The sequence below is a fragment of the Bradyrhizobium sp. BR13661 genome, assembly GCF_029892425.1.
Classification (GTDB): Bacteria; Pseudomonadota; Alphaproteobacteria; order Rhizobiales; family Xanthobacteraceae; genus Bradyrhizobium.
Genome location: NZ_JARXWB010000009.1, coordinates 141,045 through 159,193, shown reverse-complemented (window position 1 = coordinate 159,193; position 18,149 = coordinate 141,045). Strand labels below are relative to the sequence as shown.

General features: G+C 64.4%; 16 protein-coding genes. 6 read left to right on the top strand and 10 right to left on the bottom strand.

The window, feature by feature from the left end:
* Positions 1–12: 12 nt before the first annotated feature.
* Positions 13–3,420, bottom strand: coding sequence for a CHAT domain-containing tetratricopeptide repeat protein (locus tag M2427_RS17230; protein WP_280707644.1), 3,408 nt, complete (start codon positions 3,418–3,420; stop codon positions 13–15).
* A gap of 93 nt (positions 3,421–3,513) precedes the next feature.
* On the opposite strand from M2427_RS17230, the gene M2427_RS17225 reads away from it, so the two are divergent.
* Complete coding sequence (locus tag M2427_RS17225; protein WP_280707643.1) at positions 3,514–4,488, top strand: dienelactone hydrolase family protein; 975 nt, start codon at positions 3,514–3,516, stop codon at positions 4,486–4,488.
* A 10-nt stretch (positions 4,489–4,498) separates the two neighbouring features.
* Here the strand turns inward: M2427_RS17225 and M2427_RS17220 are convergent, their stop codons facing one another.
* Together M2427_RS17220 and M2427_RS17215 are read right to left on the bottom strand one after the other, a co-directional pair.
* The gene (locus tag M2427_RS17220; RefSeq protein WP_280707642.1) at positions 4,499–5,260 is read right to left on the bottom strand and encodes a hypothetical protein; all 762 of its coding nucleotides are present in this window, start codon (positions 5,258–5,260) and stop codon (positions 4,499–4,501) included.
* Positions 5,261–5,274: 14 nt separating this feature from the next.
* Positions 5,275–5,463, bottom strand: a complete 189-nt coding sequence (locus M2427_RS17215) for a hypothetical protein (protein ID WP_280707641.1) — start codon at positions 5,461–5,463, stop codon at positions 5,275–5,277.
* Between the two features lie 254 nt (positions 5,464–5,717).
* On the opposite strand from M2427_RS17215, the gene M2427_RS17210 reads away from it, so the two are divergent.
* Positions 5,718–6,695 carry a DUF2336 domain-containing protein gene (locus tag M2427_RS17210; protein ID WP_280707640.1) on the top strand — a complete coding sequence of 326 codons (978 nt, stop codon included), beginning with the start codon at positions 5,718–5,720 and terminating at the stop codon, positions 6,693–6,695.
* 30 nt (positions 6,696–6,725) lie between these two features.
* Here the strand turns inward: M2427_RS17210 and M2427_RS17205 are convergent, their stop codons facing one another.
* The 4 genes from M2427_RS17205 to M2427_RS17190 all read right to left on the bottom strand — a co-directional run bounded on the left by M2427_RS17205 (position 6,726) and on the right by M2427_RS17190 (position 10,850).
* A complete protein-coding gene (locus tag M2427_RS17205; protein ID WP_280707638.1) occupies positions 6,726–7,448 on the bottom strand; it encodes a hypothetical protein in 723 nt (240 codons plus the stop codon).
* A 426-nt stretch (positions 7,449–7,874) separates the two neighbouring features.
* Positions 7,875–8,219, bottom strand: a complete 345-nt coding sequence (locus tag M2427_RS17200) for a DUF1491 family protein (RefSeq protein ID WP_280707636.1) — start codon at positions 8,217–8,219, stop codon at positions 7,875–7,877.
* A 62-nt stretch (positions 8,220–8,281) separates the two neighbouring features.
* Entirely contained in the window at positions 8,282–9,013 is a 732-nt protein-coding gene (locus M2427_RS17195; protein WP_280707635.1) for a peptidoglycan-binding protein, read from the bottom strand.
* On the bottom strand, positions 9,006–10,850 hold the full coding sequence (locus M2427_RS17190) for a PAS domain-containing sensor histidine kinase (RefSeq protein ID WP_280707634.1): 1,845 nt from the start codon (positions 10,848–10,850) through the stop codon (positions 9,006–9,008). The genes M2427_RS17195 and M2427_RS17190 overlap by 8 nt, the downstream gene beginning before the upstream one ends.
* A gap of 406 nt (positions 10,851–11,256) precedes the next feature.
* Here M2427_RS17190 and M2427_RS17185 point away from each other — a divergent pair, with 406 nt between their 5' ends.
* Both M2427_RS17185 and M2427_RS17180 read left to right on the top strand, forming a co-directional pair.
* Positions 11,257–11,697, top strand: a complete 441-nt coding sequence (locus tag M2427_RS17185; protein WP_280707633.1) for a DUF5330 domain-containing protein — start codon at positions 11,257–11,259, stop codon at positions 11,695–11,697.
* A 69-nt stretch (positions 11,698–11,766) separates the two neighbouring features.
* Complete coding sequence (locus M2427_RS17180; RefSeq protein WP_280707632.1) at positions 11,767–12,195, top strand: SufE family protein; 429 nt, start codon at positions 11,767–11,769, stop codon at positions 12,193–12,195.
* A 4-nt stretch (positions 12,196–12,199) separates the two neighbouring features.
* On the opposite strand, the gene M2427_RS17175 is transcribed toward M2427_RS17180, so the two are convergent.
* Together M2427_RS17175 and M2427_RS17170 are read right to left on the bottom strand one after the other, a co-directional pair.
* On the bottom strand, positions 12,200–12,616 hold the full coding sequence (locus M2427_RS17175) for a MucR family transcriptional regulator (protein ID WP_280707631.1): 417 nt from the start codon (positions 12,614–12,616) through the stop codon (positions 12,200–12,202).
* 163 nt (positions 12,617–12,779) lie between these two features.
* Positions 12,780–13,655 (bottom strand): DUF308 domain-containing protein, encoded by an 876-nt coding sequence (locus tag M2427_RS17170; RefSeq protein ID WP_280707630.1) that lies wholly within the window; start codon positions 13,653–13,655, stop codon positions 12,780–12,782.
* Positions 13,656–13,968: 313 nt separating this feature from the next.
* Here M2427_RS17170 and M2427_RS17165 point away from each other — a divergent pair, with 313 nt between their 5' ends.
* Positions 13,969–15,618 (top strand): glycosyltransferase family 39 protein, encoded by a 1,650-nt coding sequence (locus M2427_RS17165; RefSeq protein WP_280707629.1) that lies wholly within the window; start codon positions 13,969–13,971, stop codon positions 15,616–15,618.
* A gap of 126 nt (positions 15,619–15,744) precedes the next feature.
* Complete coding sequence (locus tag M2427_RS17160) at positions 15,745–16,524, top strand: class II aldolase/adducin family protein (protein WP_280707627.1); 780 nt, start codon at positions 15,745–15,747, stop codon at positions 16,522–16,524.
* 220 nt (positions 16,525–16,744) lie between these two features.
* Here M2427_RS17160 and M2427_RS17155 read toward each other — a convergent pair whose 3' ends face one another.
* A complete protein-coding gene (locus M2427_RS17155; RefSeq protein WP_280707625.1) occupies positions 16,745–18,139 on the bottom strand; it encodes a M20/M25/M40 family metallo-hydrolase in 1,395 nt (464 codons plus the stop codon).
* Positions 18,140–18,149: the final 10 nt, after the last annotated feature.

Below are 18,149 nucleotides of genomic sequence, written 5' to 3'. Positions count from 1 at the left end.
TTCCCAATCGTCCTAACGCACGCCGCCATCACCGATGATCGTATACGGCGCCCAGAACAGTGGATGCGCGTAGGCGAACTCGGTCTTGCCCTCGCTGTTCAGGTAGCCGGGACCGTCGACCAGCGCCATCATCGCCTGCCGCAGGGCTTCGCTCCGCGACAGTTTCGGATCGTCGGCCTGCCGCTTGAACAGGTCGGTCACCAGTTGCCGGGCCGATTGCGAATGCACCGACCAGTTGGTCACGAGCAAGGCGCGCGTGCCCGCGTAGAAGAAGGCACGGCCAAGGCCGGAGGCGGCCTCCGCACCGGCGCCTGCACCAGCGCCGGTGTTGCAGGCGGACAGGATCACCCAGTCGGCGTCGAGCTTGAGGCCGAGAATTTCCTCCATGGTGAGGAGGCCATCTCCGCTATCGCCGGTCACCGCCGGCGACGACAGGGCAAGCGCCGGCTGCGTCAGACCGTTGAGCTCGCCCGGGACGAGACCGTGCGTGGCAAAGGCGATGATCCTGAAGCCGGAGAGATTCATCGTCTTCACCGCGCTCTCGGTCGCGTTCTTGCCGAGGAAGAGCACTTTTGAGGGATCCGCCTGCAAGGCCAGCGCGATCGATTTGAGCTCGTCGGCCGTATCAGGAAGGCGCGGCAAGAGGCCGAGTTCGGCGCTGTCGACGCCTTCGAGCTTCGGGCTGCTGCGACGCTTCAGCGGCACGCCGCGGGTGACGTTGCCGCCGACATCGGCAACCTGAATCTTGGCGTCAGCGCTCTCTGCCTCGGCTTGCTGATCCTTGTTGAAATAGGGATCGCCGAACGCCACGAGATCACCGCGGCCGGGCTTGCCCGGCGGCAGCTGACGCAGTGTTCGCAAGGCGGCTGCCGACGGCACCGTCGAGACGGCATGGGTCCGCGCCAGCCACGGCACGTTGCGGTAACCGACGAACAGCGGATCCTCGTCCGCGGCCACCTCGGTCGGCGCAGTCGGCAACAGCGACAGCGGCAACAGGCCGAGCGCACCGTTGGTCACTACGATCAGGTTCTTCGCCGGCTTCCATCCGCTCTCGACCGGTTTCAGCAACAGTTCATAGAGCTCGTAGCCGAGCTTGAGATCGAACGGCGGAATATCCGAGATCATCGCCGCCTGCGGCTCAAGCGCTTCCCGCAGCATGCGGATCTTGGTCTCGATATCACCGATACCGGCCTTCACGGCGGCGAATGCCACCGGACCAGATTTCGGGACGGCCCAGACGAAGCTGCCATTTTGGCCGAAATAGAACGACAGCATCGCTTCATTGTCTGACAGCGTCGCGCGGATCTCGGCAACGCTCGGCGGCTTCGGCGAAACCAGATCGGCGTAGACAGGGAACTTCTGCTTGATCTCCTGGCGCGCCTTGTCGCGTTCACCGCGCAAGGCCGCGATCGAGGCCTGGATCTGCTGCGCCCCCTTCTCGTCGCGCTCCGCCGAGGGAATGGCGAGGACGTTGTTGAGCGTGCCGAGCTGGGCGTTGACCTGTTTTGTCAGATCCTGCTCCTTGCGGACGAGCTCGGCGAGCGCGGGATCCTTCGCCGCCGCACGCGCGCTGGAGGCTGCCAGCGCCTGCTGCACGGAGCGGCCACGGATGGCATCGGCAAGGCCGAACGTCTCCTCGCCGATGGAGCCGCTGGCGCCCTCGGCCCGGGAGAGCAGCAGGAGGTAACTCTCGACGATGGCCTGGAGCCGCTGGCTGCGCGCGGCGACGACAGTGGTGTTCTCGTCGTCGGCGTTCTCGTTTGCATTCGCCATCATGATCGGAATGGCGGCCTTAAACTCCCTGATCGCGTCGGCATCGCGCCGCGCGCGCATCAGGCCGATCGCCAGGGTGCCGCGCGCCGACGCCGCATCGAAATGGTTCTCTCCGACCCGCCCGATCTGCTTCTTGACCAGTTGCTCGGCGGCGGCGATGCCGTCATCGAGCTGGCCGGAATTGTAGAGGGCGAGAATGCGGGCCGGATTGAGCTCGATGACCTGGCGACGCTGCGGATCCCAATTGGCGACGGCCTTGTCGATTCGCGCAAACATGTCGTTGGCTTCGGCATTGTTGCGCCGCAGGTTGAGGATGCCGGCGAGCTGCGAGAGCAGTTGCACGGTCGATTGCGAATCCTCGGGCACGCCGACCGTCTTGTTGATCTCGAGCGCGACGCGGCCGAGCTGTTCGGCCTCCTCGTAACGGCCTTCGTCGACCAGGATGCCGGCCAGTCCCATCACGTAACGCGGCGTCACCGGATTGTACTTGCCGGTGTCCTTCAGCCGCGACAACAGCGCCCGACGCGCGTCGACCTCGGCTTCGGCGAGCCTTCCCTGCCGCGCCTTCATGCGGGCCTGGCTCAGAACCATAAGATCGATTGCCTGCAACAAAACGGTTTCAGCGGGCGGATTCTCGAAGTCCAATACCCCCTTCATACCGGCGCGTTTGCGCTGCTCAGTCAGGCGATAAGAGGCCTCGGCCTCGCTGAACTGCCCGCGAGCCTCGAAGATCATAGCGCGGGTGCCCTCGATTTCGGACTCCCAGTTCTGCCCCACCTTCGCATAGCTGGCGCGCCATCCGGGGAGGCCGCTCGTCCGAGCCTCCTGGATCGCGGCCTGGCTGCGACGCAGGTAAGCTTCAGCTTGCGCAACATCCCCCATCTGAATGAGGCTACCCGCAATCGCGCGGTAGGAAGAGAACTGATAGCCCTTGGCGCCAGGCTGCGTGGTGATCTCACGCAACTGCCGTTGATACATCTCGACGGATTTTTTTGGATCGCCGGCGGCCGAATATTGCAGCGCCACGAGTTGCATCAACCGTCCCATCATTCTCGGGCTGATGCCGCCGCGTCCCGCCTCGATGGCCTTGTTGGCATCAGCAATGGATTCGGCAAGCCGTCCAAGCTGGGCGCGCGCATTGGCGCGATCGAAATAGAACTGGGCGAGATCCTCGCGGCCCTCTTTGCCCGTGGGCATCGAATCCGCGTCCGCCTTCAGCTCCGCAATCAGCTTTTCGTTCGGCTTTTCGCTGTCGAGGATCGCGGTGATGTCGGAGATAGTGCGCGGCGGCGCGATGAAGCCCTTGGGCAGTGCCGTGCCGGGTTCCAGCTTGGGCGCGGCTTCCTTCGGAAGCTCGACGGCGACGTTGGCGCGGCCGTTGGCGGCGTTGAGAGCCGCCAGCACGCAAGCATGGACCTGCGGCGAGGCCTTAGCGCGGCATGCTTCCCGATCAGCACCGCCGCCCGCATGCATGCAAGCCTGCACGATCGGCTTGCCGACGGTCATCCGGCAGTTCTCGCGCGCCGCCTCCTGGGTCAGCGCGGCGGCGGACGCGGTCGATCCGAGCAGAACGGCGAGGACCAGCAATTTTCGCGGCAGGGTGACGTTCAGACGGCCGTTAAAAGGACTTGCGGCGTTGAAGCTCATCTCGCAGGACCTTTGGATGAAATAGCTTGAAGAAACGCGACAATCCTACCCCTATAGCGCGGGAGGGCAATCACCAATCGGTAGGGGGGCGGAGTGCTCAAGGGGGTTAACGACAGCCGACGGCGCCGCGTCATCGGACGCGTGTGGTGGCAGAACCTGTGCTGGCTGATCGCGCTCACTGGCGGGCTGGTTGCCGGCTGGAGCCTCGCAACCGCTGCGGACGGACAGGAGTGGAAGGCAGCGGTCTGGGAGTCCGACGCAATCTACCGCGGAGCCACAATCGCCCCTGACCTCGTTCTGCCCGATGTCGCCGAGACGGTCGACCGGTTGACTTCACCACGGATGGCGCTGATCAAACCAGCCGGTTCCGGCCCGTTTCCAGCTATCGTTCTCATGCATCAGTGCAGCGGGCTGAACGTCGCGGTTGCGGCCTGGGCGCGCACCGCCGTCTCGCACGGCTACGTCGTCTTGCTCATCGACGGCCTCGGGCCGCGCAACGTCAAGAGCGTCTGCTTCGGTCCCCAAAACGGTGTGAATTTCTTTCGCGGTGCGCGTGATGCGCTGCAAGCGGCCGAGCATCTGCGACGCATGCCCTATGTCGATCCGCAACGAATTGCACTCGTCGGTTTTTCGTGGGGCGCGATGGTGGGCCTGCTGGCGGCGAGCCCTCATTACGTCGAGGCCTTGAAGTCGGGCCCGGGATTTGCGGCTGTCGCCAGTTTTTATCCCGGTTGTTTCCGCATCACGCCGAAGGAACGATCGCCATATGATCTGGTCAATGAAGATGTGTCACGACCACTTCTGGTCTTGATGGGCGATGCTGACACCGAGACGCCGGCGCAGGAATGCCTCGGCAAGCTCGACGTGCTCAAGCGCGGCGGCGCTCCGGTCGAATGGCATCTCTATGCCGGCGCAACGCACTGCTGGGACTGTCGGCACCGGGACGGCTTCAGCAAGATCGACGTCCGCGGCAGTCACGTTACCTATCATTTTCGTCAGGATGTGACCGACGATTCCCGGCGCAGGCTGTTCGAGTTTCTTGATCGGGCCATGCCGAGAGGGCCGTAGCGGCGGACGCTCAGCCCTTCGACACCACCGCGCGGCCGTAAGGAGGCTGCGACTGCACCGGCGGATTGGCGGTCTGGGCGGCGAGCTCGCCGATCAGGCGGTCGGCATCTGCCGCCATTCCGTCGGGCGCCTGGATCACCAGCCGCTCCAGCCCCCAGCGGTAGGACGAGACGCGCTGCTCGAGCGATTGCTGCACCCATTGGACGATCAGCGCGTTCTCCTGCATGCGCGCGACTGCGTCCGCCTTTTCCTTCGGCGACAGTTCGGAGACGCGCGCCATGCTGGCCTCGCGCTTCTTATCGAGGTCGATGACGCGGATCGCGCAGCCGAAGAACGGCTCGAAGCGGGTGATGTCGTTGCGCACGTCCTCGATCAGCTGCGCATAGCGCGAGGAATGCGAGCGGTGCGGCTCGTCGATCAGCGTGCGCCCGTACATGGTACGGTCGAACACGACCTTCTGATGCCACGGCGACGGCAGCGGCCTGTAGTCGCCGAACACGCTCTTCCAGGCCGGCCGCGACAGCGGCGGCTCGATCATGGGATAGGCGAGGTCGCGAAGCTGGCGCTCCTCGTCGGTGAGCTGGAATTGGGAGGCCTTCAGGCCGAGGCTGCCGGTGGCCTCGATGCCAAGCCAGCCGTGCATGTCGTCGCTGCGCATGTTGGCGCGGGTGCGGCCGAAATCACCGCCGCTGCAGGCAGCGAGCGATGCGCCCATCAGCGTCAGCAGGATGGCCGATGCGAGCTTGCGAATCTGGCGGATGGAGTCCGGCATTGCAAAGCCGGACGCTAGCGGCGACGACGACGGCGCCCCGGCGCAGTGCCCGCTTCCGGTCCACGATCGCCGCTGGTTCCGTCCGCCTCGCGCTCGATGCGAATGACGGGAAGGATCAAGATCGTCCCCATGTCCGCGCGCGGTGTGACGTCGCCCGACGAGCCCACCCGGCGACCGGCCGGAAATTCGATGATGGTCCCCATGTCAGCTCTCTCAATTGCCGCGCGACCAAACGCGCCCCTGCAACATGCGGGGCATTAGGATCAGTTTATGGTTAACGGGATGTAAAGATGGCCTTTGGACCGTAACCGCACGGACCGCCCCGGTTCGTCCCGCAACGATGCGAGACCGCTTGAAATGGGCGGGGTCGCTTCACATCTCGTTTTCCTTAACGAGCCTTTAAAGGAACCCCTGATAGGCTTCCGACAACAGTTTTTCCCGAGTTGCGTTCGCCTCCATGACCAAGTCGCTGTTTCCCGGATTCGACGGGCTGATGACGCTCTCCCGCCGCGAGGGCGTGGATGTTCGCCCCACATTGCTGCGCGTGTTGACCGATCTCTACGTGCAGGCCAGCACCCATAGCGAGGACGAGCAGCGGCAATTCATCGAGCTTGCGACGCGGCTGATCGACCAGGTCGATGACGCGACGCGCGCTTCCGTCAAGGCGAAGCTTGCGATCTATCCGCACACGCCCGTGCCGGTGCTGCAAAAGCTCGGACTGGTCGCGGCGCAAGAAGGCCGCCGGGTGCCGCTCGCGCGCGCAATCCCGCAAGCTCCGCCCGCCCCCTCGCCTGCCCGCGCGCCGACCGACGCGGAAGTGCGCATGGCCGCCAACATGGCGATGCAGCCGAAAGAAGCGGCCGAAATCCACGACATGTTCTTCCGCGCCGACGCAAACCAGCGCGCCCTGATCCTGCAAAACCTGGCGCAGACGCCGCTGAAGGCGGCGCCGCGGATTCCGACGGTGCACGCCAAGCGCGCGATCCAGGTGCTGGAGATGGCCGCGATTGCCGGAGATGTCGACAGTTTCACCTACGAGCTCGGCGACACCCTGATCCTGCCCTGGCGCGTCGCGACCGAGATCGTCGAGGATGCCGGCGGCGAGGCGCTTGCGGTCGCGGCGCGCGCGCTCGACATGCCGAGTCCGAATTTCCAGCGCATCCTGCTGTTCTTCAAGCCGGCGATCGGCAATTCCGTGAACGAAGTCTACCGCCTGTCGCGCCTCTATGACCGCCTCAGCGACCGCTCCGCGCTGGTGATGCTCGCCGCCTGGCGCGGCTCGACGCTCGCCGTCACGCGCGCCAAGTATCAACCTGCGCTGCATGACAGCGACCGGCAACGTGCGCGCGCCGCGGTCGGCCAGACGCGGCCGAGCGTGCAGCCCGGGTCGAGTCCGGCCGTGCGCACGGGCAGCGGCGGATCGTCGGAGCGCTGAAGCGAACGCACCTCGCTCTAGAGGCACGAGTCAGGCCGACGTTTCCTCAATTTTCGACTGATCGAGCTTGCTGCAATAGATGGCGGCCTCCATCAGCAAGATCAGCGCCACGTGCGGTGGCAGCACATCTTTCACGTCTCGAATGGGACGATTCGAGGCATAGGCCGCGATAGCCGACCACCATTTCACGGGAGCTGCCGGGTATTCGCGGCTCGCGCCCGGAAATTTCCCTGAAAAGCACGTAAGAGCCAACGGCCACACCACCTTGAGAAGCTCGCGCGCCGGCAGATGGGCCTGGTGCTTCTCCCCGACCGAGGACTTGCCTTCGCCTGTCCCGCCAATCGTCGCGGCAACGTGCTTGAACATTGCATCAAGCCCCGGCATCTGTTGCCCTTGCATGCCGGCACTCATTGCACCGCCGGCAGCCAAAGCCCAAACACACCTGTTTGCGTCGGCGTCAGTCCTGGGCACCAGCATGAAGTTCAGCGCATCACCAAACCAATACTGTTCGCCGGAGGTCACGCCGACGCGGTTGATGTTAACGCCCATCACGGGTGGGGCCTCGGCAAATAAGGTCCTCTGCGCGGCGTATCCAGCGATCGCTCCAACAGCTGAAATGTAGGTTTCGGCGTGGATTCGACCGTTGGTCGTCAGGCGACGCGGCAGGTTCTCGATGAGATGACCGAGAGCTAGATTGCACGCCACTTCATCCAGCGTTTTCCGCCAGGGCCATTCGGTCGCTACGGCACTCATCTACGTCCTGATAATGGAAGCCGAAGCCGAGCAAACCCGAGGCGGGTACAAGTCGACAGGCTTAGAGAAAAGATGTCTGATTCACTCGCGCAGCAAATTACCAGATCAACTTTTGATTGTCACCATCGCGCGAGACATCGAGATCATTCTGCGATGGGCATGACCGCTAGAGGTCGATCGCACCCATCGCGAACAGCACGTTAAGAACGATCACTAAGCCGATCACGATCGCGATACAGGTGCCGAGGACCCGAAAATACTTTCGGTTATATGGCTACAGCAAAAAATACCCGATGAAGAAGCGAAAGAGCGTAAAGCGCTCGTCCTTCAGCGCACCCAAGGCCATCATCAGCATCGCCCACGCGGCAACCAACCATACCGGTCCGATCAGGCGGGGGGCGACGATCGCAAGAGGTCGACACCTCGCTAGGTCTTCGCGAGGTCGAGGAAATGCCGCCCGGCGCGATCCTCGGTCTCGACGATCCAAGCATCGGGATCGAAGCGGAGCTCCTTGGTCAGGCGCTCCTCCACTGCCGACTCAGGCACGGGCTGCGCCGCAGCCGGCACGAAGAAGCGATCGATCGGTCGGCCGTCGTCATAAGAGCTCTGCGGTGCCGGCACGTAGAGCATCGCGTTGCCGTCGAGCAGCGACACCTTGACGAACACCGCGCCCGCCTCCTCGGCGCCGCGACGGCGCACGGCGCCGAACACGCCCTCGGTCTGGCAACGGCGCAAGTAGGCTGAGACCCAGATGTGTGATTTCAAACGCATGGGTGCACGATAGGCCAGCGCCGCAAGCAGCACCAGCCGTCAGGCCTCGTGAACGATGACGATTATTCGATCGGATGGCCGATCGCTGCGGCGAGCTCGCGCAGCAGGCGGTCCGACACCTGGCCGGTGACGGGCATCTTGTGCTGGCGCTCGAAGGTCTGGATCGCCGTCTGGGTCTCGCCGCTCATCGTGCCCGTGATCTTCAAATTGCCATAGCCGTATTCGGAGAGCGCGCGCTGCACGCCGGCGAGGCGACGCGCCGCCGGGCTTTGCTGCGGGATAGGCGCTGGCGGCCGCGCGACGGCCACTGCAGTCGGTGCCGACGTGGGTGCCGTGGCCTTGATCACCAGATTGGTCATGGGATCGCCCGAGCGCGGCGTCGATGCGGTGGTCTCGGCGGGCTTCTCAGCCAACTTCTCTTGCGCCTTCTCGGCCGGCTTTGGCTCGACGCGAAACTCGGTTGCCTTTGGCTCGAGCGGCGAGGTATCGGCGCCGACGGGGCGCGGGCGCGGCATGGGGCTGGACAGCGACGCGGGCGACGGCGCGGGAAGATTGATCACAGTGCCGAACATCGGCGCCGGATGCCGGCCGGTCTGCAGGAACAGCGCGTTCGCAACAATGGCGCTGACGGCCGCTGCCGCAACGAGGCCTGCCAGCGTGTCCTTCGGGCTGTGCAAGAGTACGCGCATCACGAGATTGCGCTCGGTCTCGATATCCACGACCGCAGCCTTGGCGCCGCCCTTGGCACCGCGGCGGCGCGGAGCAGCTTCGTCGTTGGCAGACTTCTTAGGCACTTTTCTTCACCAGAGCAGGTTGTTCCTGAACGTCATGTCGGAGCACCGGCGTCAACGTCGCGATCTTGCTCTCGGCCGGCTTCACTTGCGGCGGCGTGTAGACGAGCGGCAGCTTGACGGTGACGGCGGTGCCTTCGCCGAGCTTGCTTTGTACCGTCAATTCGCCGAGATGCAACGCCACGAGATTCTTCACGATCGAAAGGCCGAGGCCCGTGCCTTCGTGACGGCGCTCATAGGTCTTGCCGCACTGGAAGAACGGCGCGCCGATACGTTTGAGATCGTCGGCGGCAATGCCGACACCGGTGTCGCTGATGCGCAGGGTCAGCTGCGAAGCCGATGCCGACGCGGACACGGTGACCTGGCCGCCGCGCTCGGTGAACTTGACGGCGTTGGCGACGAGATTGAGCACGATCTGCTTGAACGCGCGGGGATCGCCGGTCATGACAGGCAGGTCCTGCGGCGCATCGGTGATGAGATCGACGCCGTTCTCGCGCGCCTTGAGCGCGAGCAGATTGCAGCAATGAATCAGCGAGGCGCGCGGTGCGAACGGCTCCGACGCAATCTCGAAATTGCCCGATTCCATCTTCGACATGTCGAGGATGCCGTTGACCACCGACAGCAGGTGCTTGCCGGAATCGTTGATCAGCTCGGCATATTCCTTGCGCTGGCTTGCTGCCAGCATCAGGGTCTGCTCCTGCGCGATCATCTCGGAGAAGCCGATGATGGCGTTGAGCGGCGTGCGCAACTCGTGGCTCATGGTGGCGAGGAAGCGCGTCTTGGCGGCATCGGCGGCTTCGGCCGCGCTGCGCGCCTGGTCAAGCGCCTGCTCGGACAGCTTGCGATCGGTGACGTCGCGCATCACCGCCACGACCTCGAGCTCGGCGGTAGCTTCGCTGTAAGGATTCTGGCGGCGCTGGTCCTGATCGAGCGGCCGGCAGCGCATCTCGACCCAGATGAAATCGATCTGGTCCCGCTCGGAACCGCCGGGCTCGCGCCGCACCCGGAATTCGACACTGCGCACGTCGCCGCGCGCGGCATCCGACAGCGCGGTGAGATAGGCCGGACGATCGGCAACGTGGACGCGGTCGAACAGGCCGTGGCCATGGAGTTGCGCAACCGGCATGCCGAGCATGGCCTCTGCCGCCGGCGAGATGAACTGCACGGCGCCGTTGCGCTGGTGCCGGGAGATCACATCGCTCATGTTGCGGGCGAGCAGGCGATAGCGCTCCTCCTCGCGCGAGAGCAGGGTAACGCTGGTGCGCGCAAGCGACTCGGCGCCGAAGGCGAGGCCGGCAGCATAGAGCGTTGCGGAGGCAACGCCGAACGCCATCATCACGCCATGTTGCGCGGTGCTGAGCTCTCCGGAGGGCAACCAGCCGAGCTGGCCGAGCAGGATCAGAATGGCGGCGCAGGACAGTGCGAGCAGCGAGGCAAAGGCCGCGACGCGGCGCGAGGCCGACAACGCGGCCTCCAGCGGGACCACGACCAGCCAGACCGCGGCGAATGATTCGATACCGCCGGTCGTGGCCGCGATCGCCATGATCAGGCCGGCGAGCGCCAGCGACGACAGCACGTGGGCGCCTTCGTAGCGCCCGGTGCGCGACAGGAACCAGGACAACAGGATCGGCGCGATCAACCAGGCGAAGGCAGCGACCTCGATCGCGCTCGGCACGCCACGCAGGACGAGATAGACGGGAAATGCGGCAAAGGCAGCCAGGCTTCCAAGAAGCCGCGGCGCCATGAAGGCCCGATGGCGCGCACGCGTCAGCGCATCGTAACGCGCGGAGGGATGCAGCAACGCATCGAGACAATCGCGGATGATACTCAAAACTGTCACGGGTCTCGCGCTTCGGCTCACTCGTCAAAAGACGCGCCGGAACGCCTCCTTGTCGTTGAGCCACCGTGTCAGAGCGACCTTAAACGAGTGCTAAGGCGGATCGACCTGCCGCCGAACAGCATGTGATCGCAGAGATTTTTAGGCGATTTGGCGATGTCATCATCGTAGATGGTGAACACAGGGTTTCGCCGTCCCGTTCATGGTTTCGAATTGGTGGATATGAGGTCCGGACAACCACGGTGCCCGTATCAATCGAAAGTTTACGAGACCTCCAGACGCGACAATTTTTGCGTAAATTTTCCGCGAATTAAGCGGAAGGCAAGCACTTGCGATTTATCGACAGTTGCTAGGTCCGACGCGCTCTGCGGATATCGCCGCGGCGGGATCTAACATACAGGTCGACAAGATGCGCTTTCTGCTCCGCATCACATTCTGGCTCGGGCTGGTGCTGGTGCTCCTGCCGCGGGACAAGACACCCGAATCGGACAAGCTGCCGAACATCGGCGCTGCCGACGCGGTGCAGGCCGCAACCGCGGCCGTCTCCGACATGAGCCAGTTCTGCAAGCGCCAGCCGGCGGCGTGCGAAGTCGGTGGACAGGCCGCGACCATCATCGGCCAGCGGGCCCAGGACGGCGCGCGCAAGATCTACCAGATCGTCAACGACAAGAAAGAGCAGATCACCGACGAGAAGAACGAGAAGACCAAAAGGAACGACAAGAAGGCGCCCGACCACACCGGCTCGATCACGGTTGCCGGTGAAGGCGACACGGCAGCCACCGAGGCGCCGCGCGACACGCTGACCCAGGACGATCTCGCGCTGGAATGGCACGGACCGACGGCGAATTAGGGCCCAAATCCTATCGATTTCGACGCTTCGCGTGCCTATATTGGCCTGAACGGGAACCACAGGCCATCAATGACTGACATCGACGCCATCCGCGAGAATTTCGAGCTTCTGGACGATTGGGACGACCGCTACCGGTACGTCATCGAGCTCGGCCGCACCCTGGAACCGATGCCCGAGGAAGAGCATTCGGCCGAGAACAAGGTGCAGGGCTGCGTCAGCCAGGTCTGGCTGCAGAAGACGGTCGATCGCGGCAATGGCGCGCCGATCCTGAAATATCGCGGCGACAGCGACGCGCATATCGTGCGCGGCCTGGTCGCGATCGTGCTCGCGCTGTATTCCGGCCGCACGCCGCAGCAGATCCTGGATACCGACGCGATTTCGGTGTTCAACGAATTCGGCTTCCGCGACCATCTGACGCCGCAGCGCTCCAACGGCCTGCGCTCGATGGTCGAGCGCATCAAGACGGACGCGAAGGAGGCGCTCGCGGAGGCGTCGTGAGACGCTACTTCCCCTTCTTCCGCTGCTGCTGTCCGAGCCCCATTTTCTTCGCCAACTGCGAGCGCGCCACCGCGTAGTTCGGCGCGACCATGGGATAATCCGCCGGCAGGCCCCATTTCTCGCGGTACTGCTCGGGCGTCATGTTGTACTGGGTGCGCAGATGGCGCTTCAGCGACTTGAAGCGCTTGCCGTCTTCCAGACACACCAGATAGTCAGGCGCGATCGACTTCTTCAGCGAGACCGCGGGCTTTGCCGGCTCGAGCGGCACCTCGACGCGGCCCGACGACACCCGCGTCAATGCCCCGTGCACCTGGCTGATCAAGTTGGGAATCTCGGAGGCCGGCGTCGGGTTGTTGCCGACATAGGCGGAGACGATGCTCGCCGTCAGCTCGATGAAATTCTTGGGCCCCGCATCCGACATGGGCGCAACCTCTCTCCAACCCGGCTTCGTCGCGCTGCACGGGCGGCGGTGGAGTATTCTCTGTCAACAATACGTTTGGCCGAAATACGACGACTGGCGAATATGCGTCGATTACTGATCTCGTGACAATAGCTGCGAGACTTTACTTGCATGGGGCTGGTCTTCAGCCACCGCGCTGGTCGAGATGGGAGCGCAGCTCGTCGATCGAGGCAAAGCGCATCATGCCCTCCGGCATCTGCGCCTCGATCGAGCCGTCGGAATAGAGCGAATAGGCCATGCCGTCGACGATGCCGGATTTGAGCACCGTCACCGGCGGCTGTTCCACCGGCCGCGGCTCGGGTGCAGGCGGAGGCGCGTCAGGCTGAGGTACGGCAGGCTCGAAGGTCGATGCCGGGCGCGACGGCGGTGAAGGCGGTGGTGGAGGACGACGCGCCGCGGGCGGCTCCGGCGGCCGCGCCCGGTCGGGCTTTGGCCAAGCGTCGTCGAAGCTCCCCGGCGGGACATCAGGCGCAGCGGCATCAATGGGTTCGGCATGTGGCGGAGGCGGGCCCTCGGATGCCTTCGCTTCCGCACGCTCTCGCTCCTTGCGGGAGCTTGAGGCAAACATCAGGTTGCGGCGGCGCGGCGGTTCCGGGGCCGCTGGCGGCGGCGGTGCCTCCGGCTCTGCCGGGCGTGCGGGCGCGGACACTTCGGCTTGCCATGGCGGCGCGGCGGGCGATGGCTGCGGCTCGCCCCGCATCGCTGGTGCAGGCGCAGTCTCCATCATGGGCGCGCCGGGCACGGCGAGGCCCTGGGGCAGCACCGGCCTGACCCGAACCTCCGATGGCGCCGCGGTCCCGGCGAGCCGGCGGGCAATGCCCTGCAGCTCAAGCAGCACGACGTAGAGGCCTATCAGTAACATACCGGAGCAGACGCCAATCGTTCCGCTCGTTATGAGCGTACTGCCGAGGCTGAAATCCCTGATGGAATAGCCAAAAGCGACCGCGAGGAGGCCCGCCACCACGGCGAAAATCCCTGCGATCAACAACGCCCAGCTCATCGAACTCACCCCCGGCCGCGCATCCGTGCGCGACGTCAGTTACGCCACGATACCGTCATCTTACGTTGCGCGCCAACGGCCAATTGCCGCCGCCGTTCCTAAAGGGAAGGATATCAGGGACTTATTCACATTCCCTTCAGCAACGATCCGCTAGCTCTTACAGCCTCCCGCGTTTCCAGGAATTGCTGCGTCGCATCAGGAATTTAGCCATAATGCCCAATTACTTGGTAATGGAACTGCGCTATAGGGAATCCGGGGAACAGGCCCGCGCGCACCAGCAGGGCCACGAGGGGATTCCGGGTCACCAATAGCCATGACATCCATCACGACTTCGGCGATCGACACGCCCCAACGGCGCTCGGTTGAACGGACTTGCGACGATCTTGCCATGCTGGTGCTGGCTGTCGTCGCCGTCATCGCGGGCTTGACCTTCCGCGACTACGGGCTCGGCTGGGACGACTACACCCACGCCGAATATGCCGACCTGCTGCTGCGCATGTACGGCTCCGGCTTCAGGGACACCTCCGCCCTCTCCTTCGCCAACCTCTACATGTATGGCGGCGGCTTCGACATGGTCGCAGCCCTCCTGCACAGGGTTATACCGCTCGAGCTGTTCGAAACGCGACGCCTGGTCGGCGCGATCGTCGGCGTGATCGGACTTGCGGTGACGTGGCGGCTCGGCCGCCGGATCGGCGGGCCCCTTGCCGGCCTTGCTGCGCTGCTGCTGCTCGCGCTTTGCCCGATCTTCTACGGCCACATGTTCATGAACCCGAAGGATGCGCCCTTCGCTGTGGCGATGATCATCCTGATGCTGGGCCTGGTGCGGCTTGCCGAGGAATATCCAAATCCCTCGCCGCGCACGATCCTGATCGTCGGCCTGGGCGCGGGCCTCTCGCTCGGCACGCGCATTCTCGGCGGCCTTTCGCTCGTCTACGCCGTGATCGGCTTCATGCCGCTGTTCCTGGAGGAACTGCGCACCGAGGGCGCACGCGAGGCCATCAGGCGTTTCGCCCACGTCGTCTACGTGCTGGTGCCCGGTCTTGCGCTCGGCTATCTCGTGATGGGCCTGATCTGGCCGTGGTCGATCATGGAGCCCGGCAATCCCTTCGAGGCGCTGACTTACTTCTCGCACTTCTTCGAGAAGCCCTGGAAGGAGATGTTCGACGGCGCCATCGTGTCCGTGCCCGACATGCCCTGGTCGTATCTGCCGACGCTGTTCGCGCTGCAGCTGCCCGAAGTGATGCTGGTGCTGATGGCCGGCGCGGTGTTCAGCACCGTCGCCATGCTGCCGCGGCGCGAGGTTCCCGCACGCCGCAAGACCATCCTCTTGATGCTGACGCTGGCAGCGACCCTGCCGCTCGCGATTGCGATGGTGAAGCGGCCGGCGCTCTACAATGGCATCCGCCATTTCGTATTCGTGATCCCGCCGATGGCGGTGCTCGGCGGCGTCGCCTTCGCCTGGACCATGGAGCGCCTGCGCGCCAACCACCGCGCCTGGCAGCCTGCTATGCTCGCACTGTTCTGCTTCGGTCTCGCGCTGCCGCTGGCCGAGATGATCCGGCTGCATCCGTATCAATACACCCACTTCAACCACATCGCCGGCACGGTGCGCGCCGCCGACGACCGCTTCATGCTGGACTATTGGGGCCTCGCCCTGAAGCAGGCCTCCGACGAATTGCGCGAGCAGCTGGTCGAGCGCCAGGAAGTTCCGCCGCGCAATCGCAAATGGAAGGTCGCCGTGTGCGGTCCGCAGCGCCCGGCCCAGGTCGCGCTCGGCCCCGACTTCACCATCGGCTGGGATTCCAATGCCGCCGATTTCGCCATGACCCTCGGCGAGTTCTACTGCAAGGGACTCACCGCCCCCGTGCTGGTCGAGATCAAGCGCGACGACGTGGTGTTCGCGCGCGTCTACGACATCCGTGGCCGCAGCATTTCCAGCCTGCTGTCAATCCCGGCGCCGTAATATTCGTCTCAGCGCAGCCCGCTCCATGCGGGCTACGCTGAACTGCCGCGCTTTGCCCGCCTTGCTGCCGGCTTCACCCAAGACTAGGCTCCCTCCCCGCAACAACGAAGTTCGGAGAGATTTGCCATGTCGCCAGCGGAAGCCCGCCTGAAGGAAGTGCCGTCTGACATGACGGAGGCCGAGTGGCAACAACGGGTCAATCTCGCCGCCTGCTATCGTCTCGTCTCGCTGTATGGCTGGGACGATCTGGTCGATACCCACATCTCGGCGCGCGTGCCCGGCCCGGACCATCACTTCCTCATCAACCCCTACGGGCTGATGTTCGACGAGATCACCGCCTCGAGCCTGGTCAAGGTCGATCTTCACGGCAACCAGCTCAGCGAGAGCGAGTACAGCATCAACCCGGCCGGCTTCACCATCCATTCGGCGATTCACGAGGTGCGCGAGGACGCCATCTGCGTGCTGCATCTCCACACGCTGGACGGCACCGCGGTGTCGAGCAGCGCCGAGGGCCTCTTGCCGCTGAACCAGACTGCGCAGCTCGTCACTCACGACCTCGCCTATCACGACTATGAAGGCATTGCGCTCGATCACGACGAGCGGCCGCGGCTGCAGAAGGATCTCGGCGACCACAACCACATGCTCCTGCGCAACCACGGCACGCTGACCGTCGGCCGCTCGGTCGCTTCCGCGTTCGAGCGCATGTACCACCTCGAGCGCGCCTGCTCGATGCAGGTGCGCACCCGTGCGCTGGGCACGCCGGTCTATCCGGTCGAGGAGATCGCGATCGAGAAGAACACCGAGCTGCTCGCCAACCGCGACCGCGCCGAGCTGCGCGCGACCCAGCTCGTCTGGCCGCCGCTGCTGCGCAAGCTCGATCGCGAGCTTCCAGGCTACCGCTCTTGAGATTTTGCCGATTTCGTGTAGGATAGGCGTCACCTACCTCTGCACGTTCTGGAATGAAACGCCGCCCAATTCCGGGCGGCGTTTTTGTTTTGTGCATTCGCCGATGCGGACACAGGTCTCGTAGGATGGGCAAAGCGAAGCGTGCCCACGTTCTTTCGCGATCATTGAGAGGTGGTGGGCACGGCGCTTTGCGCCTTTGCCCACCCTACGGCACCGGTGCTTACTTCACCTCCGCCAGCGCGGCGAGGATGCGTGCCCAGGAGCGGATGCCCTTCTGGAAGCTGCGGAGGTCGTACTTCTCATTCGGCGAGTGGATGTTGTCGTCGTCCAGGCCAAAACCGACCAGCAGCGAGTCCAGCCCAAGCGTGCGCTTGAAATCAGCCACGATCGGGATCGAGGCGCCGGAGCCCATCAGCACGGTCTCCTTGCCCCATTCTTCAGTCAGCGCCTTGCTCGCGGCGGCCAGCGGCTTCATGTTCCAGTCGAGCGCGACCGCGGGCGCGGCGGAATGATCGCCGAACTCCACCTTGCAGTCGCCGGGAATGCGCGCCGTCACATAGTCGCGGAAGGCCTTCCGGATCTTCTGCGGGTCTTGCCCCTCGACTAGGCGGAACGAGACCTTGGCCGACGCATGCGACGGGATCACGGTCTTGGAGCCTTCGCCGATATAGCCGCCCCAGATGCCGTTGACGTCGCAGGTCGGACGCGAGGAGGCCTGCTCGATCAGCAGGCGTCCCTTCTCGCCGGCAGGGATCGACAGCCCGATCGGCTTCAAGAACATCTCGGGCGTGAGGTTGAGCTTCTTCCACTGCTCCAGGATATCAGGCGGCAGATCCTTCACCCCGTCGTAGAAGCCGGGGATGGTGATGCGGTTGTCGTCGTCGAACAGGCTGCCGAGAATTTTGGTCAGCACCCGGATCGGGTTCATCGCGCTGCCGCCGAACACGCCCGAATGCAAATCGCGATTGGCCGCGGTGATCTTCAGCTCTTCATAGAGCAGGCCCCGCAGCGATGTCGTGATCGCCGGGGTGTTGCGGTCCCACATGCCGGTGTCGCAAACGAGAACATAGTCCGCCTTGAACTCGTCCTTGTTGGCTTCGATGAAGGGCACGAAATTCTTCGAGCCGACTTCCTCTTCGCCTTCGATCAGGAAGGTGACGTCGATCGGCAATGAGCCCGTCACCTTCTTCCAGGCACGACAGGCTTCGACGAAGGTCATCACCTGCCCCTTGTCGTCCTCGGCACCGCGCGCGACGATGATCTTGCGGCCGTCGGCATGGTCGGTGACGACGGGCTCGAACGGCGGACGGTGCCAGAGGTCGAGCGGGTCGACCGGCTGCACGTCGTAATGGCCGTAGAAGATCACATGCGGCCGTCCACTCGCCCCAGTCTTGCCGACGATGGCGGGATGACCGGCCGTCGGCCTCACCTCGGTCGCGACGCCGAGGCTTGCGATGTCCTTGGCCAGGTGCTCGGCCGCGGCCTTGCAGTCCCCGGCAAAGGCCGGATCGGCGGAAATCGACTTGATCCGCAGCAGCGAGAACAGGCGTTCAAGGCTGTTGTCGAAGTCCTTGTCGATGTGGTCGAGCACGGATTGAAGCTGCGCATTGGCCATGGTCGCATTT